Below are 25585 nucleotides of genomic sequence, written 5' to 3' on the forward strand. Positions count from 1 at the left end.
CGAGAGGGGCATGCATCGTTTCCCTGCCCTGCCTGGTATTTCGGCCCTTCGTCCACGCATTGAAAAAGCCCGCGACTGACCAGCGCGGGCTTCTTCATGACGGCCTGGGATCAGGCCATCAGGAAGCGCAGTGCATCCGCCGCGGTCTGCTCGGGAATCTCCTCCATGGGGATATGCCCGACGCCCGGATAGGTCTTCACCTGGATCCCCGGCAGGTCGCGTTGCCACAGCGGTACGTGCTTCGGCGAGATCCAGCGGTCGCGTTCGCCCCACATCAGCAGGGTCGGCGCGACGATCCGGGCGATGCGTTCGCCAGAGGTGCCGAGTTCCTCGCGGTTGACCTTCAGCAACACGCGGAAGATCTCCATCATGCCCTTGCGGTTGCCCGGGCGGCGGCTCAGATCGTAGTAGCGGTCGACCACCCCCGGCTTGATCCGCCCCGGCTCGCCATAGACTTCCTTGATGCCCTGGGCGATCAGCGCTCGCGGCATCCACAGCGGCATCGCCAGGGTCGAGCCGGGCAGCGCCGCCGAGGCGATCATCCACGGCACCTTGCGCATCTGGTAACCGGCCGGGTCGATCAGCACCAGCCGCTCCACCCGCTGCGGCTGCGCCAGGGCGAAGTTCCAGGCGATATAGCCGCCCAGGGAGTTGCCGGCGATCGAGGCCTTGTCGATCTTCAGGAAATCGAGCAACTGGCCGAGGATCGCCACCATGCGCTCGCCAGAGTAACGGCTGTCACGCCCCGGCCCGGTCAGGCCGAAGCCCGGTACGTCGAAGCGCACGATGCGGAAGTACGGCGACATCGCCTTCACCCAGTCGTCCCAGGTGTGCAGCGAGGCCACTACGCCGTGGATCATCACCAGTACCGGCTTGTCGCGGCTGCCTTCGTCGCGGTAGTGCAGCGGGAAACCGTCCAGCTCGATGAAGCGCGAGCCGCTGGACGGTGCGGCGTAGCGTTCGCGCAACGACTCCAGCGAGAGAGAGCCGAAGCCCAGGCGGGCGAATCCGACCGCCAGCGGCGGTTGCAGCAGATAGGGTGTCGCGGACATGGACGCACGTCTCCCGTCTTGTTGTTATGACAGGGCATCAGAGCATGGCCACGACGGACTGCGAGCCCAACCTAGGTTCTGTAGGCGCGAGCGGCGACTGCCCGGCTGTTACCCTTGCAATCTCGTCGGAGCCTGGGTGCGGGGACAGAGCGTACCCACCAGCAGGTCGCCGAGCACCCGCTTGACCCGCGGCAGCTCCAGCGGGTCGCTGGCATTGAGCAGCTCCAGCGAAGCCGCCTCCATCGCCCAGATCAGCACCCGGTAGGTCAGCGCATCGTGGGCCGCGCCCTGGGCGCCCAGGCGCTCGGCCCACAGCTCGATAATCTTCAGGTGCGCGCGCTGCCGGTGCGCCGCCAGCGGCGAGCCGGCATGCAGGGCCTCCTCCTGCATCATGCGAATGATCGGACCGACCGCCAGGTGGTAGTCGAAGAACAGCGAGACCATCGCCCGCAACCAGTCCTCGTCGCTGCCGGCCTCGCTGCGCAGCCCGCCGAAGCGCGCCAGCAGCAATTGCACGGCGCTGTGGTAGATGCTTTCCAGCACCTCCAGCTTGCCGGCGAAATACTTGTAGAAAGTCCGCCGCGAGACCCGCGCCGCCTCCAGCAAGTCGTTGACCGTGGTCTCGGCGATCCCCTTGCGGGTGAACACCGGGATCGCCGCGAGCTGGATGTTGGTTCGTTGCAGATGCCCCACCAGCGGCCCCTCGCCCTGCGCCGCCTGGCGCGCCAGCGCGCCGTAGCCGCCGAGGTCCTCGAATACCGCCTGCAAGCCGTCCCACTGCGCCGTTGCCATCCCGTCCGCCCCAATCGAAGCGCGGGGTGACGGCGGCCCCGGCCATCGCTAACCTAGGCCGATCCACGCGCCCCGCAAGGAAAGTCCGTGCCGACCCTATCACGCCGCCTGCTCTGGCCGCTGGCCATCCTTTTACTGGTTCTCGGCCGCCCGCTCGCGGCCGCCGACCTCTACTACCTCGGCCAGCGCATCCCGGACATCCAGAAGCCCTGGGACAGCCACGACTACCAGGTGCTGATCGACGCCCTGAAGAAGATCGAGGAAACCCAGAAGAACGCCCTGCCGCGACGCAGCGGCGAATTCACCGGGCCGCTCTACCTGCGCATGGTCAGCGAGGAAAACTTCCGCCCGCAGCTGAACATCTACAGCCCCCTGGAGATCCGCCAGAACGAGGCCCGCGAAGTACTGTTCAAGCTCAAGGAGCTGATGCGCCTGTACTTCGATTTCCGCGCCGCCAAGCAGCCCTACGGCGCCGAGGCGCTGGGCCTGATGAGCTACTCGCTGCGCGAGCAGTCGATCCTGTTCACCCTCACCGTCGAATTCTGGATGACCCTGTCCCAGGCCGAGCAGCGCAACCTCGCGCGCCTGCAGGGCATGCAGGAAACCAAGGCGGCCGCGGCGATGCTCACCGGCAGCGCCCTCGACTACCTCGGCCTCACCGCCCAGTTCGAGCGCCAGGACCTGGTGCTCTACTCCGCCGAACTGGCCAAGGAAATGCCCGAGCTGTTCATCCACCTGCCCTCCCCGGTGCGCGCCCAGTTGCTGGAACGCATCGCCGCTTTCGCCAAGGACCACCCTTACCCCGAGGTCCGCGACAACATGCGCGACCTGCAACCGGTGTTGCAGGCGATCCAGGCCGACGTGGAAAAACAGCTGGCGCCCGGGCGGAACGCCAAGGCACCGGACAAAGCCCTGGACCTGAGCCCGCCTCCGGAGGGGAAACCCAGCGGCGTCAAAGGTTTATGAGCGGCGGATTGGACTCTCGCAGCCCTTTGCCGTAAACTGGTCGTCGACCTGTCAAGGTTTTGGGGCCGATTAGGATTCGACGCCGGTAACAAAACTTGAGGGGCATGCCGAGCTGGTAGCAGAACTCGTAAATTCGCTGCTGCAAACTTATAGTTGCCAACGACGACAACTACGCTCTAGCTGCTTAATGCGGCTAGCAGTCGCTAGGGGATGCCTGTAAACCCGAAACGACTGTCAGATAGAACAGGATCGCCGCCAAGTTCGCTGTAGACGTAACGGCTAAAACTCATACAGCTCGCTCCAAGCACCCTGCCACTCGGGCGGCGCGGAGTTAACTCAGTAGAGCTGGCTAAGCATGTAGAACCGATAGCGGAGAGCTGGCGGACGGGGGTTCAAATCCCCCCGGCTCCACCAAACGCAAACGATAAGCCCCTGATTTTCCTAGTGAATTTCAGGGGCTTTTTCTTTGCCCAGTTCCTTGCCTGCTCCTCCAGCGCCGGGCCTTTCCTGTTGCCGGCTCGCCTTGCTGCTCCCTCCCCTACCGTGACCGGCACCCGGCGAGCTTCGCCAGCCCGCCCTTTTGGCTGCGGACGCGTGGAATGATATTTCCCGAATCTGTTAATGAGACCGTTCGATTCCGCCGCCAACAAGGTTCTGGAACGCTGGCAGGAAAACATTCATGGATTCAGGTTCGAAACTCCCCGCCCAAGAAAACGAGCCTCCGAGAAACCGACGCATACTTTTCGTCAAGCAAAGAAAAAGAATTTGAGCTAGACACTCACTACCAGGGTAAGCAGGCGTCTTATATCCCTGGAAAGCGAAACCTAAAACAGAGATTCCAAAACACGATAAACCGGCCTCCACAGACGCTCGAAGGACAAGAAAAATGAAAAAGGAACCGAAAGGAGCAAAAAACAGGATAGTCATCGCCAAAGATGAGAAGAACGTTCTGACCTGCACCAGCGAAGGGTTCGAATATACGCCAGACATCGTCAAGAACGTCTACGGAAAGAGCAGCCGACCCGCACTGGAAGACTGGTTCCTGACGGAACTTGATTTCTTTCGCAGGTATTACCCGGGATACGAGATTTTCACCCTCGGCTCCAGTTGTGTCTTCGGCGAAAAGTTCGTGAACTACCTGACCATCTGCGAATTCGACATAGACAGTACCTACGCCTTCGACTGTCTCAAGAAGGCCCTGAGGGAGTCCGACCAGGCCATTCGGCGGAAACTCTCCGCCATGTGGAAATGGGACATGGCCGCCAGGAAGGACTGGAGCATCGTCTTCATGGTCGGGCACATGGACTTCGCCTACTTCCTCCAGCACAGGAAGGAGTTCCAGGGGGATGCCCATAAGCGCTTCATGAGTACATTCACCACGGCGGAGACGAAAATCACCTCTCGCGACTACAAGGTCATGCATGACGGCGCGATCCTGCCCTTCGACGAAACGGCCCTGTCGCCGGAAGACAGGTTCATTTTCGAGAACTATCAAAAGATAAAGTTCGAAACCACGCCACTATGAAGTTAACGGACAAAAGCGAAAGGCGCCCGGCCGGACGCCTTTCGCCAATAAACCCCAGCCACTCGCCAGTTGCTTTCAAGAACTTCTACGAAGTCCAGGAGTTCCGACTCCTGGCCGACTCTTCCAGAGTTCCGCAATAAAACTACAAATCAAAAATATCCTCAGACTGGATGCTTGAAAAAACACCGTTGGCAACGTTTCAATTCCCACCATATCTTCCGCATGGATCAGTGGGAAAACTCATGTCACTACAGTCTGAAATGCTCGTGGAGCAGAAAGTTTCCAACGCCCAGAAATCCACCGGCACCGCCTATCTTCTGTGGTTCTTCCTGGGCGGTTTCGGCGCACACCGCTTCTACCTGGGGAAAACCGGCACGGCGGTTACCCAACTGATCATCACGCTGATCGGTTGTTTCACCCTGTTCCCCCTGATCATTACCGGCATCTGGTGGATCGTCGATGCCTTCCTGATTCCCGGCATCATCCAGGGCCATACGGAGCAGACCCGCCGCGACGCCCGGCTGGAAGTTGCAGCGCTGCAGGTAGCCGGCGCTTCCGCGTCGCACCCTCAAGACTGACCGGCGCACCTCGCTACGGTCCTCGGCGGGCCGGAGAAGAAACCAATGCCGGGAGGTGGGACAAGGAGAAGTCCCCTTCTGCGTTTCTTCCGCTGGCGATAGGTGCCGACTCGTTCAATCCCGAATTGGCCGCCAGAGCGGCCAGCACATCTCACTGATGCAAGGACCCGCACATGAGTGGAAAACCCGCCGCCCGCGTCACCGATCCAACGACCTGCCCAGTGCCAGGGCATGGCAGCAACCCCATCGTCCAGGGCTCTCCCGACGTCGTTTTCGACGGCCTGCCGGCAGCACGGCAAGGCGACGCCTCAGCCTGCGGAAGCCCGATGATCTCAGCCGTTTCGTCGACGGTACTCATCAACGGCCTGCCGGCGGTGACGCTGGGTAGTATCGGGGCGCACGGCAACGTGGTGATCGGCGGCTCGGGGACGGTACTCATCGGCGACGTCTTCACGCCCGCCCCGCGCGCTCCCGCCCTTCCCCTTAACCGCAACAGCGTGCCCTGTTCCGGGCGCTTCCAGCTCATCGACCACGAAACGGGCAAGCCCGTCGCCGGACGCCGGGTCAGGGTCTGGTCGAGTGGCGGCTGGAATGCGTTCGACACCACGGATGCCGACGGCATGACCTCCTGGATCGAGCGCCCCACCGCGGAGACCCTCTACATCGACCTGGTGCAGAGGGGCGACGCATGAGCGACCAGCCCAGCCTGTCCCGGGGAGGCATGAGCCCCGAAGGCAGGACCAACCCCGTCGGCACTCTGGAATCCAGGCTCGATCCGCAGGACAAGAAGGTGCTGTGCTCGGCGGTCTGCCATTGCAGCAGCACGCCCAACCTCAGCCAGGATGGCAAAAGCCTCAAGCAGGCGTGCGTGGCACAGCGGCTGGGAGAGTTGGACGAAGTTCTCCAGGGACGCAGCCCCTACAAGCCCGAGGTCAGCTACGACATGACCAAGAACCCACCGCAGCCGATTCTCTATAGCCAGACCGGTAACAGTCCACATGGCTGGATACCGGGATGGATCAGCAAGTATTGGGATGAAGATCCGGAGCATCCGCCGTTCAAGCCAGGGAAAGGAATGATTCGCAGGCCCGACGTGATCATCGTTCAGAATCCCAACAGGCCGCCAACCCAGGACAATATCAAACAGGTGGTGGAGATGAAGTTTCCGCCTGACCCACATAATAGGGAACAACTTGAGGATTATGCAGCGATTGCCGGCAACAAGAACAAGATTGTTGAAATGAAGCCCTCCGACTGCGACTGTGGCCAGGAAAATCAACGATCCAAGGTGCCAGTAGAGCAAGTAGGGTGGGCCGCCGCCATCGCAGGTGGGGTGATGTTCGTCTTGACCCGAGGCCGTTCCCCTCGCCCGATGATTCCCGCCTGTTGATCAAGAGGAAAAGCCCATGGAACAGCCATTCGATCTGGCCGCAGAGTTAGCCAAGCAACCCCATCTGCTGGAAATAGCCGGCAACCTGTTGATGAAGGGCGGCCCCGAAGACTATATCGGTGCAGTGCTTTGCCTACGCGGCACTCTCTACTTCAAAGAGGCCCATACCCCTCTGGTACGAGAGTCATTATGCCAATGCTTCGATGAGTTCAAGCGCCTGGCAGAGCCCCACCTCACCCGGCTCTGGCGTGAAGAGCCTGCACAAGGAAAGCCACTGACCGCATACCGTGACACCCAACCACTGCGCGAGATGATGGGGGCAATGGATGAAGACGATCATCTCAGCTTCTGCTACACCAGCGGCAAGAAATCCCGCGATGCAGGCGCCTGGCTGTTTGATATTTACGGCAAGCGGAGCTGGCAAGCCAAAATGGGGCATGATCTTAGTGTTCTGGAGTTCTCCGTACCTCTGCTATATCAAGAGCAGCAGCCATTGGATTTCCTACAGCTATTTATCGACTTCGCACGTCGACTAGAGCCTGAGCAGGGGTATGCGGGGCATGCCTACAATCTCTCGCCGACCAGTTGGGACAATGACGAGCCCTCCGAAGCCTTTATGGCGGCGCGTATGCCGGGTTTGGATGTAGGGACGGCTTGTCTGTTGGCCAATACTCCCGAGTTCAAACCTACAAGAATCAAAACTGTCAGTTGGCTAACCCTCCTGAACAACGAGCGCCTGGCGCTGGCCGGCGGGCTCGATGCCCTGCGTGCGCAACTGCCCTCCAGCCACTTTGCCTTCTACCGCTACGGCGATGGCGTGGTAATCCAGGCCGGTGCCTATCCCTATATCGCGGGTGATGCGGAAGACTCCAGGCCCGCTCCGTATGTGCTGCTGAACCACGCGCTCAAAGGCATTCGCTATGAAACCATCGGCTCGCTACACGGCGGCTCACATGACGGCGAATTGCGGCTGGTGGGCTGGGCGGCCGATCAATGGCTGAAACGGCTGGATGTGGAAGACAGCGAACTCCCCCGCTGGCGCGACAAATTGCTCAACACTGAGCCATGCTTGGACGCGACGAACTCACTGCCGGAGCGCCCGTAGGGGCTTACGTTTTCTGGGATCAAAAGTGCTCGCCAAGGCTACACTCCCTATGAGGCGAGCCTGACAGAAAAAATATCTGCCCCTCACAAGAGTGCTTATAAGCAAGAATTCAACCTATCTAATCGTGCCTTCAATATCACCCAAACAGCATCTATTACTTATTATTCAACAACCATCCCTCTTTAATAGATTCGCGACTCGAAACCCAAACTCAAACTTAAAATCTGTCTTCTTTACACCTTACTAAAACTTCTTCAAACCCATAAGACCATCTCCATTGGCGTCATTTACTTCTTATCGGCGATATCTAAAACACCTTTAAATTGGAAACAGCTCTAAGGCTTTGAAGTCGAAGAACTGTCGTAACGAATAGCCTTAGGCGCCCGTCTCTTCGATATCAGCGAAGTTACTGATTTTCACCGCGCCATCCGGGAAGCGTGCAATCACTTCCAGATGGCCGCCCATGGCTTCGATGTGGCTGCGCAAGGTGGAGATGTACATATCCGTACGCCGCTCCATCTTGGCAATTGCCGGCTGCTGCACCTGCAGCACTTCAGACAGCATCTTCTGCGACAAGCCTCTAGCCTGGCGCAACTCATTCAGGGGCATTTCAGCCAACAGTTCCTGGGCCTTGGCCTCGACGCGGGCCTGTGCCTCAGGCGACATTTGCGCCCGAAGGTCGGAGAATTTCTTAGCCATCGATCAGTCCCTCCTCACGGAGCTGGTGCAAGTGTTCGTCATGGAGGCGGTCGGCAATGGGCACGTTCAATTCGTACCAACGATCATCGCCAGTCTTGTCGCCACCGATCGGCAGTATCGCGGAGCGTCTGGGGTCAAACGCGTAAAGCGTTCGGAAAGGTCGCCCGCCGTGTTGAGTCCGTAGCTCTCTCATATGGCCAGGGCGGGAGCCATTGATGCCGCTGCTGTGGGGGTGCCCCAAGGATGGCCCCCGCTCCTCAAGCAAGCGAACCGTCACAGCTAGCGACTCCTGCTCATCCTCGGACAGAGAACCCCACCAATCACCGAACTCGTCGGTGTACTCGATATCCCACGCCACAAAATATAACCCCCAGGGAATATTCCATCAAAGGAATCCTACTCAAAGAGAGCGCTTCCCGACAACGGACCGAGCGCACGGAGTCCTGAAGACGATCCGGTCCCAGATGGACGCACCAGGACCCGCGAGGCAGCCTCATTCCGTGTGTCGAAAAAGTGTCGAAATTACTCGCCCATACAGGCCGGCATAGCACAGAGCTTGGCCCGTCCCCTCCTCTCCAGCCCCAGTCCTGCCCAGCCTTGGCCATTTACCGCCTCCGTCGGTTATCGGTGTCTGCGTGCGTATTCCGCCTCGAACAGCGACAGCAAGGAGCCGGTGATGCGGCGGTGCTTTCGCCGGTCTTCGGTTTCGTCGAGCAGGTCGAGGACGCTCAGCGTTCCGATCGCCGACTCCAGCCGGCGGCGGGCGGTGTCGAACAGGTCTTCGCTGGCTGCGCTGCTGTCCAGGTAGAGGGTGGCGCAGCCGGGATGCTGGTTGCATTGCGAGGTGCGTCGCAGGGGGATGAAGGTGGAAGGGGACTGTGCGGTGACGGTTTTGCCCGGACAAGGTGCCGCTCCGGCAAGGTGCGAAGCGCTTCACAAAATGCCAAACAGAGGGCGAGCGCATCCCATCGCCAACACGCAATCGCCTTGAATGGCCGCTTCGATTCCTCGTCATGCGGGGATGCCGTGCCCGGCTCCAGCGCATCGCCACCCACACCGGAAACCCTATGCCCTACCGCGTTCTCCTGCTCATCCTGGCCCTGACGCCCGCCCTCGCCTCCTCCGCCACCCTGGACGAACGCCTGGGCGACCTTGAACACGCCTTCAAGCCCGACCTCGACGGGACGACAAGCGCAAAGCCGGCCAGCCCGCCGCCGGAGCGGTTCAAGCTGGCGCCGCTGGGCAGCGTGGTGCGCAAGAAAGAGTGCGCGACATCGAGCCTACCGGACGAGCAGTCCAGCTGCGCGGCGCTGGAGTTCTGCACGGACTGCGCACAGTAAGGTGGAGCGCCGGCAATCTCACTTGGCGAACAACTGGCCCATGTCGCGGAAGCTCTTGAACTCCAGCGCGTTGCCGCAGGGGTCGAAGAGAAACAGCGTGGCCTGCTCGCCGACCTGGCCCTTGAAGCGGATGTAGGGCTCGATCACGAAGCGGGTGCCGCGCTGCTGCAGGCGTTCGGCCAGGGCGTGCCAGTCGTCCCATGCGAGGACCACGCCGAAGTGCGGCACCGGCACGTCGTGGCCGTCCACCGGGTTGCTGCCGACGTGGCGCTGGGAATCGGTCTGCGGATGCTGGTGGATGACCAACTGGTGGCCGAAGAAGTCGAAGTCGACCCAGTGCTCGGCGGAGCGGCCTTCGCTCAGGCCGAAGACCTCGCCGTAAAAGCGCCGGGCGGCGGGCAGGTCGTGGACGGGGATGGCGAGGTGGAAGGGCATCAGGCTCATGGCGCGGTTCCTCTGTGGGTGTGCCGGGATTATTTGCCCTGCCGATTTCGATGGAAAGCGCATAATATTTCGCCTGAGCAACACTTTTTTCGAGGCTTGGATGATCCGCGAACTCCGCACCCTGGTCGCCGTGGCGCGCCGGGGCTCCTTCGCCGCGGCGGGGGAACAGGTGGGGCTGACGCAGTCGGCGGTGAGCGCGCAGATCCGCGCGCTGGAACGCAGCGTCGGCGTCGAGTTGTTCAAGCGCACGCCGCGCGCGGCACACCTGAACGAGGTCGGGAGGCAGGCGGTGCGTACGGCCGAGCAGATCCTCGCGCTGTTCGACGGCATCGGCCAGGGCGACAGCCCGCGCGGACGCCTGCGCATCGGTGCGGTGAACACGGCGCAGACCGGGCTGCTGCCGGAGGTGCTCAAGCGCCTCGCCGAACAGGCGCCACACATCGAGCCGCAGGTGGTGCCGGGCGTCTCGCTGCACCTGCTGGACCAGGTGGACGCCGCCGAACTGGACCTGGCGATCCTCATCCGCCCGCCGTTCAACCTGCCGCGCGGGCTCTCCGCGCAACGGGTCGAGCGCCAGCCGTTCGTGCTGATCGCGCCGCCGCAATGCACTGCGACGGATGCGCTGGAATTGCTGCGCACGCAACCGTTCATCCGCTACGACCATGTGTCCTTCGGCGGTCGCCTGGTGGGCGATTTCCTCGAGGCGCAACAGCTCAGGCCACGCCAGGTAATGGAGCTGGATGAGATCGACGCGATCGCGCGGATGGTGGAGAACGGCCTCGGCGTGGCGCTGCTGCCCCGGGCCGGGCTGTGGCTACGCGAGCCGGCGCGGGTACGGGTGATCGAACTGGGCGCGCTGGAATTCCAGCGCGAGCTGGTGATGGTCAGCCGCAGCGGTTCGGCGCAGGACGACCTGGTCGGTGAATTCCGCCGCGCCCTGCTGGCCGAGACGGCGGCTCAGGAGGCCGCGCCGACCACCGCGTAGCGCGGCGCCGGGCGCGCCAGCTCGCCGAGGAAGGTCCACAGGCGTTCGGCCTCGCCGGGTAGCGGCAGGCGGCGACGGATCAGGGTGTAGCGCAACGGCACGTCGAAGCGCTGGCCGCCGGCGCGCACCAGGCGACGGCTGGCGAGGTCCTCGCGGACCAGGGTATGCGGCAGCCAGGCGACGCCCAGGCGCGACTGGGCGAAGAAGCGCAGCCCCTCGGTCTGGCTGGAACTGTGATGGCGCTGGAGGAACAGGCCGCTGTCGCGCAGCAGCGGTTCCAGGGCCCAGCCCAGGTGGCATTCCTCGGAGTAGCCGAGGAACGATAGCGCTTCGGTCTGCAGGCGGTCGAGGTTGAACAGCGGCTGGCCGGCGGCGTCCGGCGCGCAGACCGCCACCAGTTGTTCGTGGCCAAGCTCCAGGCGCTGGAACTCGGCTTCGCTGTCGATGCCCAGGCGGCGCGACACCGCCTCGCCTTCGTCGAGCAACGCCACCACGTAATCCACCGAGCCGTCGCGCAGGCGCGACAGGCATTGCGGCAGGTAATCGCAGTCGACGCTGAACTTGGCGCTGCGGAAGTCCGCCTGCAGGCGCGGAATCCAGTGCGGGAAGAACACCGAGGAGAGGATGTGCGGGGCGCAGAAACGAATGCGCCGCTGGGCGTCTTCGTCGCGCTCGCGGATCGACTGGCGCAGGTTGTCCAGGGCGCGCACCGCGTCCTGCGCCACGCCTTGCAACTGGCGGCCGGCCTCGGTCAGTTCGAGGGCGTGCTTGTGGCGCTCGAACACCGGCGCGCCGAGCCACTGTTCCAGGGTCTGGATACGCCGGCTGAGCCCGGACACGGAGACATGGCACTCCTGCGCCGCACGGCTGAAGCTCTTGATCCGACAGAGGACGAGGAAGTCCTTGAGCATCACCAGGTCGATCATCGTTGCGCGTTCCTCAACGGTCGGGCGTTTTCAGTCTACTTCGCGCGGCGGTGCCTGTTGCAAGGCTAAAGTTCGGTTTGTTTTGCCGATTTGGCAAGCAGCTCGTCGACTCCCGCAAAACAGACCGGGAAAAGCGGCCCACAGTAGTGAGGTCGCGCTTTTCCAGCCATCGACCCGCCCGAGCATCGTGGCCGGGCGGGTCCGCCACGAGGACAGGACCATGCAGACATCCCCCGCTCCGGCCATCGTCGCCGGCGGCGCCTACCAGCCGGTGGTGCTCCACGCCGGCATCGCCTACGTCAGCGGCCAGTTGCCACGCCAGCACGGCGAGCTGCGCTGGACCGGCAAGGTCGGCAGCGAACTCGACCTGGAACAGGCCCGCCAGGCCGCCCGGCTCTGCGCGGCGCGCTGCCTGCAGGCGCTGGAGGAGGCGCTGGGCGGCCTGCAACGGGTCGAGCGGCTGCTCAAGGTGACCGGCTACGTCGCCAGCGCGGCGGGTTTCGTCCAGCAGCCGGCGGTGATCGATGCCGCCAGCGAATATTTCGACGAGGTGCTCGGCGCGCGCGGCGGCCACGCCCGCGCCGCCGTCGGCGTGGCCGAGCTGCCGCGCGGCGCCGCGGTGGAGGTGGAACTGATCGCGGCGGTGCGGCCATGAGCGCGCTCTTCCCCGCCGCCCCCGACGCCTTCGGTGCCGACGAACTGCTGCGCCTGCGCCGCGAGACCCCGGCCTGGGGCAGCTACGCGCACTTCGCCCATGGCTCCGCCAGCCTGCCGCCGCAGGTGCTCTACGAGGCCCTCGACAGCTGGCTGGAAGCCGAGCGGCGCTGGGGCGTGCAGCGCGCCGCCGAGCATTTCGCCGAGCCCTTGCTGGCGGTCCGCGACAGCGTCGCGCGAGTGCTCGGCACCCAGCCACGGCACATCGCCCTGCTCGACTGCGCCAGCCGCGCCTGGTCGGTGGCCTTTGCCGCGGCCCTGGCCGCCCATCCACGGATACGGGCGATCAGCAGCTTCGACGAATACGGTTCCAACAGCCTGTGCCTGCTCGCCGCGCGCCAGCAGCGCGGGGTGGAGCTGCGCCTGATCGACGCACGCGGCGACGCCGCACAGCTGTTGCAACGGCTCGACGAGCAGTTGCACGACCTCGCCCCCGGCCAGACGCCGCTGCTGTCGCTCAGCGCGGTGCCCACCGGGCATGGCGCGGCTACCGCGCTGGAGGGCGTGGCCGAGCGCATCCGCGCCCATGACGGGCTGTTCTTCCTCGATGCCAGCCATGCGGTCGGCCAGTTGCCGCTGGCGGTGGAGGCGATCGGCTGCGACGTGCTGGTGTTCCCGCCACGCAAGTGGCTGCGCGGGCCAAAGGGACTCGGCGTGCTCTATCTCGGCGAACGCGCCCTGGAGCGCCTGGCCCTGCCCGACGGGCTGGACGTCGGCGGCGCGCAATGGAGCGACGCCTTCGCCTTGCAGGCACGGGATGACGCGCGGCGCTTCGAATGCTCGGAGTTCAACCCGGGGCTGCGCCTGGCGCTCAAGGCCAGTTGCGACTACCTGTTGCAGACCGACGTCCAGCGCATCGCCCGGCGCAACCGCCAGTTGCGCGAACGCATCGCCCAGCAGCTCTACCGCCGGCTCGGCTGGACGCCGCTGGAACAAGGGCCGCACGCCAGCGCGTTGATGACCTACGCGGCCCCCGAACTGAGCGGCGAGCAATGGCTGAAGCGCCTCCACGCGCGCGGCGTGAACGCCTCCTACATCGGCCCGCAGTATGCCCGCTGGGCGCTGCGCGAGCAGGCGCTGCCGGGGGTACTGCGCCTGACTCCGCACTACCTGACCGACGACAGCGAGATCGAGCGCCTCGGCGAGGCCCTGGAGGATTGCCTGCGACAGCGCGCCGCCAGTTGAGCGACCTTGCGCGAATGGCAACGTTGCGCCGCCGTGCCGGCGGTTGGCGCAACGCCGGGCGATTTGCGCAAGGTCTTTGTGCCGGCGGCAACGAGCGTTGCCGAATGCGCCGCGCACGGCCGCCGCCATGCGGTTTAAATCCCTCTCGTAGAACAACGCATAACGATCCCGCCAGCGACATCTTTCACCTGCCTGAGACACCGACGACTTTCGACGCCCTGGGCAGCCTTTCGGTCCCCCGCGGACCGCTCCGCCCTCAATGGAATGATGAATGGAGGAAAGACGACCATGACCGGATCCCGGAAAACCCTGATTCTCGGATGCGCCTCCACCGGCGCCAAGTTCACCCCGCGCAACCACGCCGCCACCGGCGACCGCCTGCTCGACAGCATCTGCACCGGCGCCACCATCCGCACCGCCCCCGGCGAACTGCTGGACGAAGCGCGCCAGCTCTACGAGATGGGTTGCCGCTACTACCACTATCACGCGCGCAACCCGCTGACCCAGGAACAGACCACCGACAACGACATCTACCAGGCGGTCAGCCGCGCCCTGCAGAACCGCTTCCCCGACCTGATGTTGAGCTTCGGCGCCAGCCGCAACGGCAGCGAGGTGCAGGAGAACATCCGCCGCTTCGGCGAGTGGGAGCGGGTCAGCCACTGCGCCATCCCGCTGCACCTGGGCGGTGCGCACTTCGTGACGATCCAGGCGGCCATCGAATTGCAGGTGATCTGCGAGCTGGAGAAGCAAAGGCGCAAGCTCGACCTCGACTATGCCTCCAGCCCGGCCTTCCTCGCCGACCTGCGCGACTACCAGCCGTCGACGGCGCTGGAAAAGGCCGAGTTGCAGACCCACTCCACCAGCAAGGGCGCCGACTACGGGGTGACCTCGCCGATGACCCAGTTCCAGGTCTACCGCAACGCCATCCAGGCGCGCCAGAAGCTCGGCCTGTTCCACGAGGTGGAGTGGGTGCAGCACGTGCGCAGCTACGCCATGACCCGTTTCGCCGTGGAGCACCCGCGCCTGCGCCTGGGCGGTTCCGGCCAGTTGAACGTGATCCTGCTGTTCGGCTTCTCGCCACGCCTGCCGTTCCCGGAGACCTACCAGCAGTTCCGCGCGGTGATCGAGAGCGCCAAGAGCCTGGAGTACGATATCGGCGAACCCGGCGTGCGCAAGCGCAAGGTCAGCATCACGGTCGGCGCGGCGGTGATGCCGCAGCATGCCGCGCAGCACTTCCGGCCGCTCGACGTCGGCCCTCGCGCCGGCACCCCGCTCTGCGCGGTGCGCCGGCTGGCCGCCTATGCCGCGCAGGCGGACAGCCAGGTCGACGTGCTGCGGGTCGGCATGGAGGACACGCCCTATGCGGTGGACGATGACGGCCAGGTGACGCTCAGCGACAACTGCCAGTTGCTGCGCCAGGCTCTCGACGAACTGCGCGCCAACGGCGCCGAGGCCGAGCTCGACGGCGAACGGATCTTCCAGCGCATGGGCATGGAACGCACCCTCGGCGAATACCTGTCGCTGCAGCGCCTGCATCCGCTCGGCGAAGCCAACTTCACCCTCGCACGGGAGTTCGTCCAGTGACCGCCGCCCTCGCCCCGAACCCCACCCAGCGCTACCGCTGGGTCATCCTGCTGATCGCCACCTTCGCCCAGGCCTGCGCCTGCTTCTTCGTCCAGGGCATCGGCGCGATCGCCGTGTTCATCCAGAACGACCTGCAACTCTCGTCGCTACAGATCGGCCTGCTGGTGTCGGCGGCGCAGCTGGTGCCGATCGTCGGCCTGCTGGTGGCCGGCGAGCTGCTCGACCGCTACTCCGAGCGGCTGGTGGTCGGCCTCGGCACGCTGATCGTCGCGCTGGCCCTCTGCGCCTCGCTGTGGGCCACCGACTACCTGACCATCCTGCTGTTCCTGGTGGTCGTCGGCGCCGGCTACAGCACGGCGCAGCCGGGCGGCAGCAAGTCGGTGTCACGCTGGTTCGCCAAGACCCAGCTGGGCTTCGCCATGGGCATCCGCCAGGCCGGGCTGCCGCTGGGCGGCGCGCTGTCCGCCGCGCTGCTGCCGTACCTGGCGGGGATCTACGGCTGGCGCAGCGCATTCCTCGCCGGCGGCCTGGTAGCGTTCCTCGGCGCGCTGGCCTTCATGCTCTTCTACCGCACCCCGCCGGACGCCCCCGCGCCCGGCGCGAACCCCGCCGAACGCGACCTGGGCGCGGTGGTGAAGTCGCGGCTGGCGATGATCACCGATCCAGCGATGAAGAACATCGTCTGTTCCGGGGTGGCGCTGATCTCGGTGCAGTACGGCATCCTGGTGTTCACCGTGCTCTACCTGCACGAGACCCTGGAGATCGGCATCGGCATGGCCGCGACCCTGCTGTTCGTCGCCCAGGGCAGCGGCGTCGCCGGGCGCATCCTGCTGGCCGCCTGGAGCGACCGCTGCCGCGCCGGGCGCTACTTCCCGGTGATGGTCTGCCTCGGCGCGGTGATCCTCGGCCTGCTGGCGCTGGTCCTGCTGCCCCTGCAATCGCCGTTGGGGATGGGCCTGGTAGTGGCCTGGCTGGGCTTCTTCGGCTTCGGCTGGTACGGTCCCTGGGTGGCCTATGTGGCGGATACCGCGCCGGTCGGCAAGACCGGCTTCGCCCTCGGCCTGGCGATGGCCATCAACCAGTTGGCGATCGTTCTCGCGCCGCCGGCGCTGGGGCTGCTCAAGGACTTCAGCCACAGCTTCGTCCCCGGCTGGCTGGCGCTCTGCCTGATGGCGGCGGTAGCCCTTGTGGTCACCGCCTGGAGCGGCCGCGGCCTGCCCACCGCGCTGCCACAGAAGCACTGAAGCGATGACGGCCACGGCCGAGGAGGCACGATGCGCGCGATCCTGTTCGATGTGTTCGGTACCCTGGTGGACTGGCGTTCCAGCCTGATCGAGCAGTTCCAGGCGTTGGAGCGCGAACTCGGCGGGACCCTGCCCTGCGTGGAACTGACCGACCGCTGGCGCCAGCAATACAAGCCGGCGATGGACCGGGTACGCAACGGCCAGGCGCCCTGGCAGCACCTCGACCAGTTGCACCGGCAGAGTCTCGAGGCCCTGGCCGGAGAGTTCGGCCTGGCGCTGGACGAGGCCCTGCTGCAACGCATCACTGGCTTCTGGCACCGCCTGCGGCCGTGGCCGGACACGCTCGCCGGGATGCACGCGCTGAAGGCCGACTACTGGCTCGCCGCGCTGAGCAACGGCAACACCGCGCTGATGCTCGACGTCGCGCGGCACGCCGGGCTGCCCTGGGACATGCTGCTGTGCGCCGACCTGTTCGGCCACTACAAGCCCGACCCGCAGGTCTACCTCGGCGCCTGCCGCCTGCTCGACCTGCCGCCGCAGGAGGTGATGCTCTGCGCGGCGCACAACTACGACCTCAAGGCCGCGCGCGCCCTCGGCCTGAAGACCGCGTTCATCGCCCGGCCGCTGGAATACGGCCCCGGCCAGACCCAGGACCTCGCCGCCGAGCAGGACTGGGACCTGATCGCCAGCGACCTGCCGGACCTGCACCGGCAACTGGCGGCCTCGGCCTGACCGACTTCCTCCTTCCTGCCCCCTGAACCGCTCGCCCAACCCGCGCGCCACGGCGCGCCGGGAAAGGCGCGCGCAGCGCCGGCACGCGTCCGGCAGGAGCTTCGTCATGTCCGCGAAGGATACCCCGGCCCCCCAGGCCGCCGAGCCCGGTCGCGCCCAGCCGGTCGAAGTCCCCAGCGGCGGCCACTGGTGGCGCCGCCTGCTGGCCTTCGCCGGCCCCGGCTACCTGGTCGCGGTGGGCTACATGGACCCGGGCAACTGGGCCACCGACGTCGCCGGCGGCGCGCAACTGGGCTACCTGCTGCTCTCGGTAATCCTGCTCTCCAGCCTGATGGCGATGCTGCTGCAGGCGCTGTCCGCGCGCCTGGGCATCGCCAGCGGCCTGGACCTGGCCCAGGCCTGCCGCGAACGCTACTCGCCGAGCACCTGCCGCCTGCTGTGGCTGGCCTGCGAGACGGCGATCATCGCCTGCGACCTGGCCGAGGTGATCGGCACCGCCATCGCCCTGAAGCTGCTGTTCGGCCTGCCGCTGGCCTGGGGCGCGTTGCTCTGCGTGGGCGACGCGCTGCTGGTGCTGGTCCTGATCGGACGTGGCCAGCGGCCGCTGGAGGCCTTCGTGGTGGCGTTGCTGACACTGATCTTCGCCTGCTTCGCGGTACAGTTGCTGCTCTCGCGTCCCGAACTCGGCGAGGTGCTCCAAGGGTTCTTGCCGAGCCCGCGGGTGCTCAGCGACCCGGCTGCCCTGTACCTGGCGATCGGCATCGTCGGCGCGACCGTCATGCCGCACAACCTCTACCTGCATTCCTCGCTGGTGCAGAGCCGCGCCTACCCGCGCAGCCTTGCCGGCAAGCGCCAGGCGCTGCGCTGGGCGGTGGCCGACAGCAGCCTGGCGCTGACCCTGGCGCTGCTGGTCAACGCGGCGATTCTGATCGTCGCCGCCAGCGTGTTCCACCGCAACGGGCACACCGAGGTGGTCGATATCGAGCAGGCCCACGCGCTGCTCTCGCCATTGCTCGGCCTGGAACTCGCCTCGCTGCTGTTCGCCGTGGCGCTGCTCGCGTCCGGCCTCAACTCGACGGTCACCACCACCCTGGCCGGGCAGATCGTCATGGAGGGCTTCCTCCGCCTGCGCCTGGCGCCCTGGGCGCGGCGCCTGCTGACCCGGGGCGTCGCAGTGCTGCCGGTGCTGCTGGTGACCCTGCTCTACGGCGAGGACGGCACCGCGCGGCTGCTGATCTTCAGCCAGGTGATCCTGTCGATGCAGTTGCCGCTGGCAGTGATCCCGCTACTACAGTTCGTTTCCGACCGGCGCCTGATGGGCCCGCTGGCGATCGGCGCCGGGACCCGGTGGCTGGCCTGGGCGGTAGCGCTGGCGATCGTCGGCCTGAACCTGCAACTGCTGGCCGACTTCGCGTTCGGCTGAGCATTGCCTGAGGGCACGCTGCGCGGTGCGGGACGCGCACTCAGGCAATGCTCAGCCATCGAGACCGCGGGGAAAACGGTCGGCCACCAGGTTCAAGGCGATGCCGTGCTCCAGGCAGGCCTTGAGCCCGGCCAGCACCAGGGTGAAACCTTCGGTGGCGTCTACCACCCGCGGGATGACCTCTTCCGGGGTGCCGACGAAACCGCTGTTGCGGATGCTGACGAAGGTCCCGGCGCCGGGCAGTTCCTCGAACAGCCACTCCACCTGGGAAGGATTGCTGTCGCCATTCGGCCATTCGATGAGGATGCGGCGGTTCGTTTGCAGGTCTTTCACTTCGATTTCCTGGGAAACCCCGTACATGTCCCAGTGCCAGCGCAGCCGTTTCCCGGCTTCGAGGCGGGCATCGCCGCGGCTGAACCAGAACCTGGCGGTGATGGCCGGATCGACGAAGGCTTCGAAGACCTCGGCGATGGGGCGGCGGATCAGCATTTCCGCCTTGGCGACGACCTGTGCGACGGCAGTCATGGCAAGTCCTCCATGGGGGTGGGCAAGGGAGCGGCCGCCGCATCGGGCGGCCGCTCGCGGTTAATGGCTCAGGCCGGGTATTTCTCGTTCAGAGCGTAGAGGATCGCCGCCGTCTCCACATCCAGCGCGCCGTCGTAGTTCTCCGGGCGGAAATGCATCTGGAAGGCGCGCAGCAGGCTGGTGAAGTAGGCATCGTCGACCGTCGCCGGCAGCGCATAGCCGTACAGGCGGAACGCCTCCAGCAGGTCGGCGCGCGGCGGCAGGCCGTCGCGCTCGAAGCCTTCGCGATAGCGATCGCGGGTGGCGTCGTCGTACCAGGCGCCGATACCGGCCTCGTAGAGTTCCTTCCAGGGCAGCTTCGGCCCCGGGTCGGACTTGCGCCCGACGGCGATGTCGGAGTGGCCGACCACGTTCTTCGGGGTCATGTCCGGGTAGCGCTGCAGGATGTTCTTCGCCAGTTGCTTGAGTGCGTTGATCTGCGAGCGCTCGTAGTCGGGGAAGGTGAACACGCCGTCGTCGTCGCGGGCGAGGTTGACGATCTCGATGCCGATGGAGGTGTCGTTGAGGTTGTCGCGGCGCGCCCAGCCGCTGACGCCGGCGTGCCAGGCGCGGTCTTCCTCGGCGACCAGGTTGAAGATGCGCTGGCCCTTGAAGCCGGCGGCCTTGTAGCTGGGGTCATGCGGCGCCGGGATCAGGTAGTGGGCACTGGCGGCGCCGGTGGTCAGCGCCTTGACCGAGGCGGCGAAGTCGAGCGCGGTGTAGTGCAGCACCAGGAAGCGCACGCGTTTGCCGTAGGGGGTAGTGGTGCGATAGCTGTTGTAGTCGATGGTCAGCATGGTTTTCACCTTTTTGCGGATGATGGAAAGCCCCCGGCCACAGGCTCGCCTGTAGCTAGGGACGTCGATGCAGCGATGAGGTTCAGGGGCCGGCCAAGGAAACGCGGACCCCGTCTAAACCGGAAGGAAGAAGACCGGGCATAAAAAAGCCCGGCACGCGGCCGGGCAAAAGGGATACACCAAAGGCAAGCCCCAGCGAACTGGGGGTGCGGGGGCTCACCGAGGCCACTGAACGATGGCGTTATGACAGCACCCGGCACAACCGAACTTTAAGTTGGCCGGACGCCGTGCGGGCGCACCCCAGAGCCTTTCGCACCGGTCGCCGCCCGCTGCGTCCGGTTGCGCGGCGGGCAGAAACGACGAAGCCCGGCGCTGGGGCCGGGCTTCGAGGGCGACCACGGGAAACGTGATCATGGGAAAAAACTACCGCGAGCGTCCCGCCGCGTGCAACACCGTTCGTCCGTTGGCCGCTCTACTTTGCACTTCTTCACAAAGTTCACCAATAGCCATACAGACCCTCGACAGAGTGACTACTACTCTATCCACGCCAGGTCCGATTGCTCCTCCATCTCCTGGCATTCCCGGCCACTGTCCACCCCCGCACAGTGGCTTTTTTTCGCCTGCGCCTAGCGTCGTGCCAGCGGCGCCTCGTCCCGCGCCAGCATCAGCGCCAGGATGCAGCCGAGGAGGAACGCCTGCAGCGCCAGGCGAGCGGCCAGCAGCGTCGGCGGGAAGGATGGGAACAGGTCGGGGTGCTGCCACATGTAGAGGTTGGCCGGGGTCACGCAGAGGGTCAGGATGAACAGCCCGCACGCCGCCAGCCGGCGCCATGCCGGCACCAGCAGGGCGCCGGCGCCGAGCAGTTCGAAGACCCCGCTGACCCACACCGCCGCCAGCGGCCAGGGCACGTAGGGCGGGACGATGCCGACGAAGAAATCGGTGAAGACGAAGTGGCCCAGCCCACCCAGCAGGAACCAGGCGGACACGAAGGCCAGGAGCAGCGTGCGAGCGGGCGACGGCATGGATAACCTCGGCGCGGCGATGGAACGGCAATCCTGCCACGCACCGCCGACGCCAGGCCCATAACCTTTGCCCGGTTGGCAGGCGTCCGCCGAAACAAATGCTCAAACATTCCCGCCGCCGGGGCGACATCTGCTCAAAAAATGTCCTGGCCTTTCTTCGTCGAAAGACATACAATCCGGGACTGCGTACCAAACTGAAAGTCAATCAGGCTTTACCCCAAGACCGGGCCCACAGATGAAAAGGGCTCTACCATCAGGGTTACAGCCTTCCGATGGTTCTTCGGTCGCCACTCTTCTGAAGCAATCCCCTGCCAAGCAGGGCCGATGGGAAGACCGGCGTCCCGCAATACCACCCGCAGATTGATCAGGATCCTGGCCTGGAAACTTTCCTGCCAATCGATCCTCTGATTAGTACCTGAACTGCCAGCTTGCTCTTTTCGAAAAAAGCCGGCATAACCAGTACGTTCCCCCGACACAAAGCTTTCTTGGCACTGTCACGGAGCGGGAACATTTGCAATATACGCTGCTCCATAAGCGTGAAAGTAAAGGAACATAAGAATATGTCTATTCAACATCGTACTCAGGATGCAATTCGCACCCTAACCGCCGCATTTGCGCCGTTCGACTGCCTGATCCAGGCAACTCGTAAAGGAAACTTCAGTTTCACCATCGTTGACCAGCATGGCGTGGCCTGCCACAGCGAGCGCCTGTATCCGGAGCAGTACGACGACTCCGGCAAAATGGAAGAAGTGATCAATCGAGTTCGCAAGAAAACACTGGCTGCCTGAATCATGCAAGCATCAGCGCGAATGCAAGGAAAAGCCCCGTCCCCGACGGGGCTTTTTTGTGGGACAGCGAAAAGTACAGGTTAAGTTGAAGAAAGTTCCCACGCAGGAAATAAATACTTACTTATTCCTTTTTAAATATTTCCTCGCCAACTTCGTCATATTCCCGCGGCCAGGGGAAACAAGCGCAGGCCGTTTCTCCCGTACTCCACTCAGACGATCGCCAGGTTTCGCTTGCGGGTAGGCGGCGGAAACGCCTGGTCGAGCGCCCGCAGGTCATCGGCGCTCAGTTCCAGGTCGGCCGCCGCTGCATTCTGGCGGATGTGAGCGGACGTCACCGCCTTCGGGATCGCGATCACCCCCTGCTCCAGTAGCCAGGCCAGGGCGACCTGGGCGCTGCTGGCGTCGTGGCGCGCGGCGATCTCGCCGAGCGCCGGGTGCCGTAGCAGCCTGCCGCCCTGCCCCACCGGACAGTAGGCCATCACCGGCATGCCGCGCTCCTGGCACCAGGGCAGCAGGTCGTATTCGATACCGCGTTCCTCCAGGTTGTACATCACCTGGTTGGCGGCACAGGCGCTGCCGTCCAGTTCGTACATGTCGCCCAGGTCGAAGTTGGACACGCCCCAGCGCAGGATCTTGCCCTGGTCGCGCAACCGCTCGAAGGCTTCGATGGTTTCCTCCAGCGGATACCGGCCCTGCCAGTGCAGCAGGTAGAGGTCGATGGTTTCGCAACCGAGCCGGCGCAGGCTGCGCTCGCAGGCCGCCGGCAGACCCTTGCGGCTGGCGTTGTGCGGGTAGACCTTGCTGACCAGGAAGACCTCTTCGCGGCGTCCCGCGATAGCCGCGCCGACCACGTCCTCGGCGCCGCCCTCGGCGTACATCTCGGCGGTATCGATCAGCGTCATCCCCAGCTCGATGCCTTCGCGCAGCGCCGCGACCTCGCGCTTGCGTTCGCCGGGCTGCTCGCCGATATGCCAGGTACCCTGGCCGATGGCGGCGACCTCCTGGCCATCGATCAGCGTGAGCGTTTTCATGCAGCGTCTCCTGTGGTGAATGGACGGGGCCTCATGCCCAGGGATCATAGCTGCCGAAGCTCCAGACGTGGCCCTCCGGATCGCGGCAAGTGAAGCCGCGACCGCCGTAGTCCTCGTCCTTGATGTCGATGACGATCTCGGCGCCGGCGGCCTGGGCGCTGCGGAACAGGGCGTCGGGATCGGCGACCACCAGGTAGAGGCTCTGGGTATTGCCGCCGGCTTCGTCGACGTGCCGCATCAGCCGACCGTAGGCGTTGTCGCGGACGCTCGAGCCGAGCATCAGCATGCCGTTGGCGCCGTTCGGGCTGGCGTAGGTCAACTCGGCGTGGAGCACCTGTCCGTCCTCGCCGGGCACCACCAGCTTGCGCTGGAAGCCAAAGGTCCGGCACAGCCAGTCGATGGCGGCCGGCGCATCGCGGTAACGCAGGCAGGGAATGACGCTGGCGACGGTGTTGCTGGCGGGCGTGTGCATGGCGCATACCTCCGGGGGAAAGCACGACCACCAGCATAGACGCTGGACCGGACCGCCCCCGAGGCACGGATGGGCGGCGCGCCCTTCAGCGCAGCAGCGCCAGCACCCCGCCGAGCAACGGCACTCCGGCGGCGCAAGGCAATGCCCAGCGTGGCCGCCAGGCGAGCAGCAGGACCAGCGTGCCGGCCGCCAGCATCAGCAGGCAGGACCAGAAGACGATGCCGATCTCCACGCCCTGCCGGTGGATCGAGAAGGCCAGCGCCAGGCCCAGGTCGAGCAGCGCCACGCCGCGTAGCAGAAGCACCCGGGAAGCCGACGGCTCGTGGCCGAGAAGGTTCTTGTGGTGGCGGTTCATGGCCAGGCAGAGAGCGGTGAAGGCCAGCAGGTTGAGGCCGAAGACCAGCAGCATCAGGCCACCTCCTGGACGTTCAGGCGTCGCCGGGCGGGCTTGCTCGACGCTTGCCGACGTCGCCAGCCGAGCCAGGCGCAGAGCAGGCCGAGGCCCAGCAGGCTGAGGTCGACGCCGGCCAGCACCCAGTCGCCGCGCTGCAGGCTGGCCAACAGGTTGCCTTCCGGGCTACGCAGCAGGCCGAGCAGCGGCAGGCCCAGCGCCAGCACGGCGGCGAGGCGCAGTTGCGTGCGACCGAGGGCCCCGCTGTTGCGGCGGACGATGGCCCACAGCGCGACCAGCGCCCAACTGGCGCAAAACACGCGGATCTCCCAGGTGTCGCGGCCGGCCAGTTGCGTCGGCAGCAGGCGGTTGCCCCACAGCAGCGCCAGGCTGGCCAGCGGCAGGCCGCCGCAGACCGCCAGGTTCAGCGCCCGCACCAGACCAACGCCACGACTGCCGCGGACCTCGCGCTTGGCCAGCCAGACCTGCAACCCGCCGAAGATCATCATCGCCCCGGACAGCCCGAGCAACAGGTACATCCAGCGCACCAACTGGCCGCCCCACTGGATCATGTGCAGGCCGGTCAGCCAGCCGTAGGTGGCGTAGCCGGGCGCATAGGACGGCTGGGCATGCAGCAGTTCGCCGCTGGAGGCATCGAAGTTGACCGTGCGCTGGTCGTCGAGGATGCGCGAGGCGTCGCGCCGGCGGATGTCCACGGTGGCCGCCTCGTCATAGGGATGGTGGACGCTGATCCAGCCCGGCGCGCCGCCGTCGCCCCAGACCTTGCCGGCCTCGACGATCAGGCCGTCGATGGACGCCGGCGGCCCCGCCGGGCGGCCGACTTCCTCGCGTTCGTAGGAGCCCTGCACTTCATGGAAGAAGCGCTCGCCATCGTTCTGGTAGACCACCTGCAGGCCCGCCTGCATGTAGTAGACGATGAAGATCACCAGGCCGGTGTAGGCGATCATCAGGTGGAACGGCAGGCCGATCACCCCCAGCACGTTGTGCGCGTCGAGCCAGGCGCGCTGCCGCGCCGCCTGCGGGCGCAGGGTGAAGAAGTCCTTGAAGATCCGCCGGTGCACGATGGTCCCGCTGACCAGCGCCACCAGCATCAGCATCCCGGCGATGCCGACGATGTACAGGCCGACCATGCCGGCGTGCAGGTCGTAGTGCAGGGTGAAGAAGAACTCGCCGCCGACTGTCTTCGGCAGCGGCTGGCCGCTCACCGCGTCCAGCTGAAAGACCTTGAACTCGCTGCCGTCGCGTGGCTCCCAGCCGGCGTTCCAGTAGGGCGCCCGCTCGCTCGGCGGCAGCATCCACCAGGCATGGGCATCGGGGGCGCGCTGGCGCAACCAGTCGCGCACCTGGTCGGCGCCCAGCGACTGCGCGCCGGGCAGGTGCAGGTCCGGCTGCATCCAGCGGGTCAGCTCCTTGTCGAAGCTGGCCAGGCTGCCGGCGAAGACGATGACGAACAGCAGCCAGCTGACCAGCAGCCCCGACCAGGTATGCAGGCCGGACATCGATTGACGCAGGTTCATGGACGCGCTCCGTAGTCGAGGCCGAGCCAGGCCAGGCCGCCCAGCGCCAGGCTGGCCAGCGCCAGCACCCAGCAGGCGCGCCAGGCGCTGCGCGCGGCGAAGGCGTAGACGATGGCCGCGACCCACACGGCGAAGCAGCCGAGGCTGCCGAACGAGACCCGGTCGGGACGCGGCAGCGGCAGGTAGATGCTCAGGCAGGCGGTGACCGCATAGGCCAGCGCGTAGCCAAGCAGGACCGCGACGAGGATGCGGCCGGTGACGGACAGTCCGCCGGCCAGGGCCTGGCTGGTCATGGGGC

The 25585-nt window shown here is 65.4% G+C and carries 30 protein-coding genes and 1 other RNA gene; 16 read left to right on the forward strand and 15 right to left on the reverse strand.

Going from position 1 to position 25585, the window contains the following annotated elements; translation table 11 throughout:
- Nucleotides 1-110: 110 nt before the first annotated feature.
- Both AT700_RS21195 and AT700_RS21200 read right to left on the reverse strand, forming a co-directional pair.
- Complete coding sequence (locus AT700_RS21195) at nucleotides 111-1052, reverse strand: alpha/beta fold hydrolase (RefSeq protein WP_003085798.1); 942 nt, start codon at nucleotides 1050-1052, stop codon at nucleotides 111-113.
- A 108-nt stretch (nucleotides 1053-1160) separates the two neighbouring features.
- On the reverse strand, nucleotides 1161-1844 hold the full coding sequence (locus AT700_RS21200) for a TetR/AcrR family transcriptional regulator (RefSeq protein WP_003120766.1): 684 nt from the start codon (nucleotides 1842-1844) through the stop codon (nucleotides 1161-1163).
- A gap of 87 nt (nucleotides 1845-1931) precedes the next feature.
- Between AT700_RS21200 and AT700_RS21205 the strand changes: the two genes are divergently transcribed.
- The 7 genes from AT700_RS21205 (at nucleotide 1932) to AT700_RS21230 (ending at nucleotide 7408) form a co-directional block, all read left to right on the forward strand.
- The gene (locus AT700_RS21205) at nucleotides 1932-2810 is read left to right on the forward strand and encodes a hypothetical protein (RefSeq protein ID WP_048521407.1); all 879 of its coding nucleotides are present in this window, start codon (nucleotides 1932-1934) and stop codon (nucleotides 2808-2810) included.
- A gap of 61 nt (nucleotides 2811-2871) precedes the next feature.
- Nucleotides 2872-3224, forward strand: a transfer-messenger RNA (tmRNA) gene (gene ssrA, locus AT700_RS29815).
- A 472-nt stretch (nucleotides 3225-3696) separates the two neighbouring features.
- Entirely contained in the window at nucleotides 3697-4335 is a 639-nt protein-coding gene (locus AT700_RS21210) for a hypothetical protein (protein ID WP_003119439.1), read from the forward strand.
- 242 nt (nucleotides 4336-4577) lie between these two features.
- Entirely contained in the window at nucleotides 4578-4913 is a 336-nt protein-coding gene (locus tag AT700_RS21215; RefSeq protein WP_003140884.1) for a TM2 domain-containing protein, read from the forward strand.
- Nucleotides 4914-5086: 173 nt separating this feature from the next.
- On the forward strand, nucleotides 5087-5605 hold the full coding sequence (locus tag AT700_RS21220; RefSeq protein ID WP_012614469.1) for a PAAR domain-containing protein: 519 nt from the start codon (nucleotides 5087-5089) through the stop codon (nucleotides 5603-5605).
- On the forward strand, nucleotides 5602-6303 hold the full coding sequence (locus AT700_RS21225; protein WP_048521411.1) for a VRR-NUC domain-containing protein: 702 nt from the start codon (nucleotides 5602-5604) through the stop codon (nucleotides 6301-6303). Before AT700_RS21220 ends, AT700_RS21225 begins: the two co-directional genes overlap by 4 nt.
- 16 nt (nucleotides 6304-6319) lie before the next feature.
- Nucleotides 6320-7408 (forward strand): DUF3396 domain-containing protein, encoded by a 1089-nt coding sequence (locus tag AT700_RS21230; RefSeq protein ID WP_048521414.1) that lies wholly within the window; start codon nucleotides 6320-6322, stop codon nucleotides 7406-7408.
- Nucleotides 7409-7783: 375 nt separating this feature from the next.
- On the opposite strand, the gene AT700_RS21235 is transcribed toward AT700_RS21230, so the two are convergent.
- The 3 genes from AT700_RS21235 to AT700_RS21245 all read right to left on the reverse strand — a co-directional run bounded on the left by AT700_RS21235 (nucleotide 7784) and on the right by AT700_RS21245 (nucleotide 8968).
- Complete coding sequence (locus AT700_RS21235; protein ID WP_034071998.1) at nucleotides 7784-8107, reverse strand: XRE family transcriptional regulator; 324 nt, start codon at nucleotides 8105-8107, stop codon at nucleotides 7784-7786.
- On the reverse strand, nucleotides 8100-8465 hold the full coding sequence (locus tag AT700_RS21240) for a type II toxin-antitoxin system RelE/ParE family toxin (RefSeq protein ID WP_015503432.1): 366 nt from the start codon (nucleotides 8463-8465) through the stop codon (nucleotides 8100-8102). Before AT700_RS21240 ends, AT700_RS21235 begins: the two co-directional genes overlap by 8 nt.
- Before the next feature lie 263 nt (nucleotides 8466-8728).
- Complete coding sequence (locus tag AT700_RS21245) at nucleotides 8729-8968, reverse strand: hypothetical protein (protein WP_048521765.1); 240 nt, start codon at nucleotides 8966-8968, stop codon at nucleotides 8729-8731.
- Nucleotides 8969-9174: 206 nt separating this feature from the next.
- Here AT700_RS21245 and AT700_RS21250 point away from each other — a divergent pair, with 206 nt between their 5' ends.
- Nucleotides 9175-9447, forward strand: coding sequence for a hypothetical protein (locus AT700_RS21250; RefSeq protein WP_003085667.1), 273 nt, complete (start codon nucleotides 9175-9177; stop codon nucleotides 9445-9447).
- An 18-nt stretch (nucleotides 9448-9465) separates the two neighbouring features.
- Here the strand turns inward: AT700_RS21250 and AT700_RS21255 are convergent, their stop codons facing one another.
- A complete protein-coding gene (locus tag AT700_RS21255) occupies nucleotides 9466-9891 on the reverse strand; it encodes a VOC family protein (protein WP_017002478.1) in 426 nt (141 codons plus the stop codon).
- A 100-nt stretch (nucleotides 9892-9991) separates the two neighbouring features.
- Between AT700_RS21255 and AT700_RS21260 the strand changes: the two genes are divergently transcribed.
- Entirely contained in the window at nucleotides 9992-10876 is an 885-nt protein-coding gene (locus AT700_RS21260) for a LysR substrate-binding domain-containing protein (RefSeq protein WP_003085663.1), read from the forward strand.
- Here the strand turns inward: AT700_RS21260 and AT700_RS21265 are convergent.
- Nucleotides 10849-11802: a LysR family transcriptional regulator gene (locus AT700_RS21265; RefSeq protein WP_003085661.1), complete on the reverse strand. Its 954-nt coding sequence runs from the start codon at nucleotides 11800-11802 to the stop codon at nucleotides 10849-10851. The two genes, AT700_RS21260 and AT700_RS21265, sit on opposite strands and share 28 nt — an antisense overlap.
- 220 nt (nucleotides 11803-12022) lie before the next feature.
- On the opposite strand from AT700_RS21265, the gene AT700_RS21270 reads away from it, so the two are divergent.
- The 6 genes from AT700_RS21270 (at nucleotide 12023) to AT700_RS21295 (ending at nucleotide 18684) form a co-directional block, all read left to right on the forward strand.
- Complete coding sequence (locus tag AT700_RS21270) at nucleotides 12023-12457, forward strand: RidA family protein (RefSeq protein ID WP_003116494.1); 435 nt, start codon at nucleotides 12023-12025, stop codon at nucleotides 12455-12457.
- The gene (locus AT700_RS21275; protein WP_048521419.1) at nucleotides 12454-13701 is read left to right on the forward strand and encodes an aminotransferase class V-fold PLP-dependent enzyme; all 1248 of its coding nucleotides are present in this window, start codon (nucleotides 12454-12456) and stop codon (nucleotides 13699-13701) included. Before AT700_RS21270 ends, AT700_RS21275 begins: the two co-directional genes overlap by 4 nt.
- Nucleotides 13702-13989: 288 nt before the next feature.
- Entirely contained in the window at nucleotides 13990-15285 is a 1296-nt protein-coding gene (locus AT700_RS21280; protein WP_003124233.1) for a 3-keto-5-aminohexanoate cleavage protein, read from the forward strand.
- Nucleotides 15282-16529 carry an MFS transporter gene (locus tag AT700_RS21285; RefSeq protein WP_048521420.1) on the forward strand — a complete coding sequence of 416 codons (1248 nt, stop codon included), beginning with the start codon at nucleotides 15282-15284 and terminating at the stop codon, nucleotides 16527-16529. Before AT700_RS21280 ends, AT700_RS21285 begins: the two co-directional genes overlap by 4 nt.
- A gap of 30 nt (nucleotides 16530-16559) precedes the next feature.
- A complete protein-coding gene (locus AT700_RS21290) occupies nucleotides 16560-17261 on the forward strand; it encodes a haloacid dehalogenase type II (protein ID WP_003116497.1) in 702 nt (233 codons plus the stop codon).
- Between the two features lie 106 nt (nucleotides 17262-17367).
- Nucleotides 17368-18684: an Nramp family divalent metal transporter gene (locus tag AT700_RS21295; RefSeq protein WP_048521421.1), complete on the forward strand. Its 1317-nt coding sequence runs from the start codon at nucleotides 17368-17370 to the stop codon at nucleotides 18682-18684.
- 51 nt (nucleotides 18685-18735) lie between these two features.
- Here the strand turns inward: AT700_RS21295 and AT700_RS21300 are convergent, their stop codons facing one another.
- The 3 genes from AT700_RS21300 to AT700_RS21310 form a co-directional block, all read right to left on the reverse strand.
- On the reverse strand, nucleotides 18736-19209 hold the full coding sequence (locus AT700_RS21300; protein WP_003085649.1) for an SRPBCC family protein: 474 nt from the start codon (nucleotides 19207-19209) through the stop codon (nucleotides 18736-18738).
- A gap of 68 nt (nucleotides 19210-19277) precedes the next feature.
- A complete protein-coding gene (gene ampDh3 / locus AT700_RS21305) occupies nucleotides 19278-20045 on the reverse strand; it encodes an N-acetylmuramoyl-L-alanine amidase AmpDh3 (protein WP_003106625.1) in 768 nt (255 codons plus the stop codon).
- Nucleotides 20046-20671: 626 nt separating this feature from the next.
- The gene (locus AT700_RS21310) at nucleotides 20672-21067 is read right to left on the reverse strand and encodes a hypothetical protein (RefSeq protein ID WP_009875985.1); all 396 of its coding nucleotides are present in this window, start codon (nucleotides 21065-21067) and stop codon (nucleotides 20672-20674) included.
- A gap of 560 nt (nucleotides 21068-21627) precedes the next feature.
- On the opposite strand from AT700_RS21310, the gene AT700_RS21315 reads away from it, so the two are divergent.
- Nucleotides 21628-21855, forward strand: coding sequence for a hypothetical protein (locus AT700_RS21315; RefSeq protein WP_003085644.1), 228 nt, complete (start codon nucleotides 21628-21630; stop codon nucleotides 21853-21855).
- A gap of 209 nt (nucleotides 21856-22064) precedes the next feature.
- Here AT700_RS21315 and AT700_RS21320 read toward each other — a convergent pair whose 3' ends face one another.
- The 5 genes from AT700_RS21320 to AT700_RS30320 form a co-directional block, all read right to left on the reverse strand.
- Nucleotides 22065-22886 (reverse strand): aldo/keto reductase, encoded by an 822-nt coding sequence (locus AT700_RS21320; protein WP_003109743.1) that lies wholly within the window; start codon nucleotides 22884-22886, stop codon nucleotides 22065-22067.
- Nucleotides 22887-22917: 31 nt separating this feature from the next.
- A complete protein-coding gene (locus AT700_RS21325; protein ID WP_003085641.1) occupies nucleotides 22918-23358 on the reverse strand; it encodes a VOC family protein in 441 nt (146 codons plus the stop codon).
- A gap of 85 nt (nucleotides 23359-23443) precedes the next feature.
- A complete protein-coding gene (locus AT700_RS21330; RefSeq protein WP_003103035.1) occupies nucleotides 23444-23767 on the reverse strand; it encodes a DUF3325 domain-containing protein in 324 nt (107 codons plus the stop codon).
- Complete coding sequence (locus AT700_RS21335) at nucleotides 23767-25287, reverse strand: PepSY-associated TM helix domain-containing protein (RefSeq protein ID WP_015648177.1); 1521 nt, start codon at nucleotides 25285-25287, stop codon at nucleotides 23767-23769. Before AT700_RS21335 ends, AT700_RS21330 begins: the two co-directional genes overlap by 1 nt.
- Nucleotides 25284-25580, reverse strand: coding sequence for a DUF3649 domain-containing protein (locus AT700_RS30320; protein ID WP_003085639.1), 297 nt, complete (start codon nucleotides 25578-25580; stop codon nucleotides 25284-25286). Before AT700_RS30320 ends, AT700_RS21335 begins: the two co-directional genes overlap by 4 nt.
- Nucleotides 25581-25585 lie beyond the last annotated feature (5 nt).

The sequence above is a fragment of the Pseudomonas aeruginosa genome (assembly GCF_001457615.1).
GTDB classification, from domain to species: domain Bacteria; phylum Pseudomonadota; class Gammaproteobacteria; order Pseudomonadales; family Pseudomonadaceae; genus Pseudomonas; species Pseudomonas aeruginosa.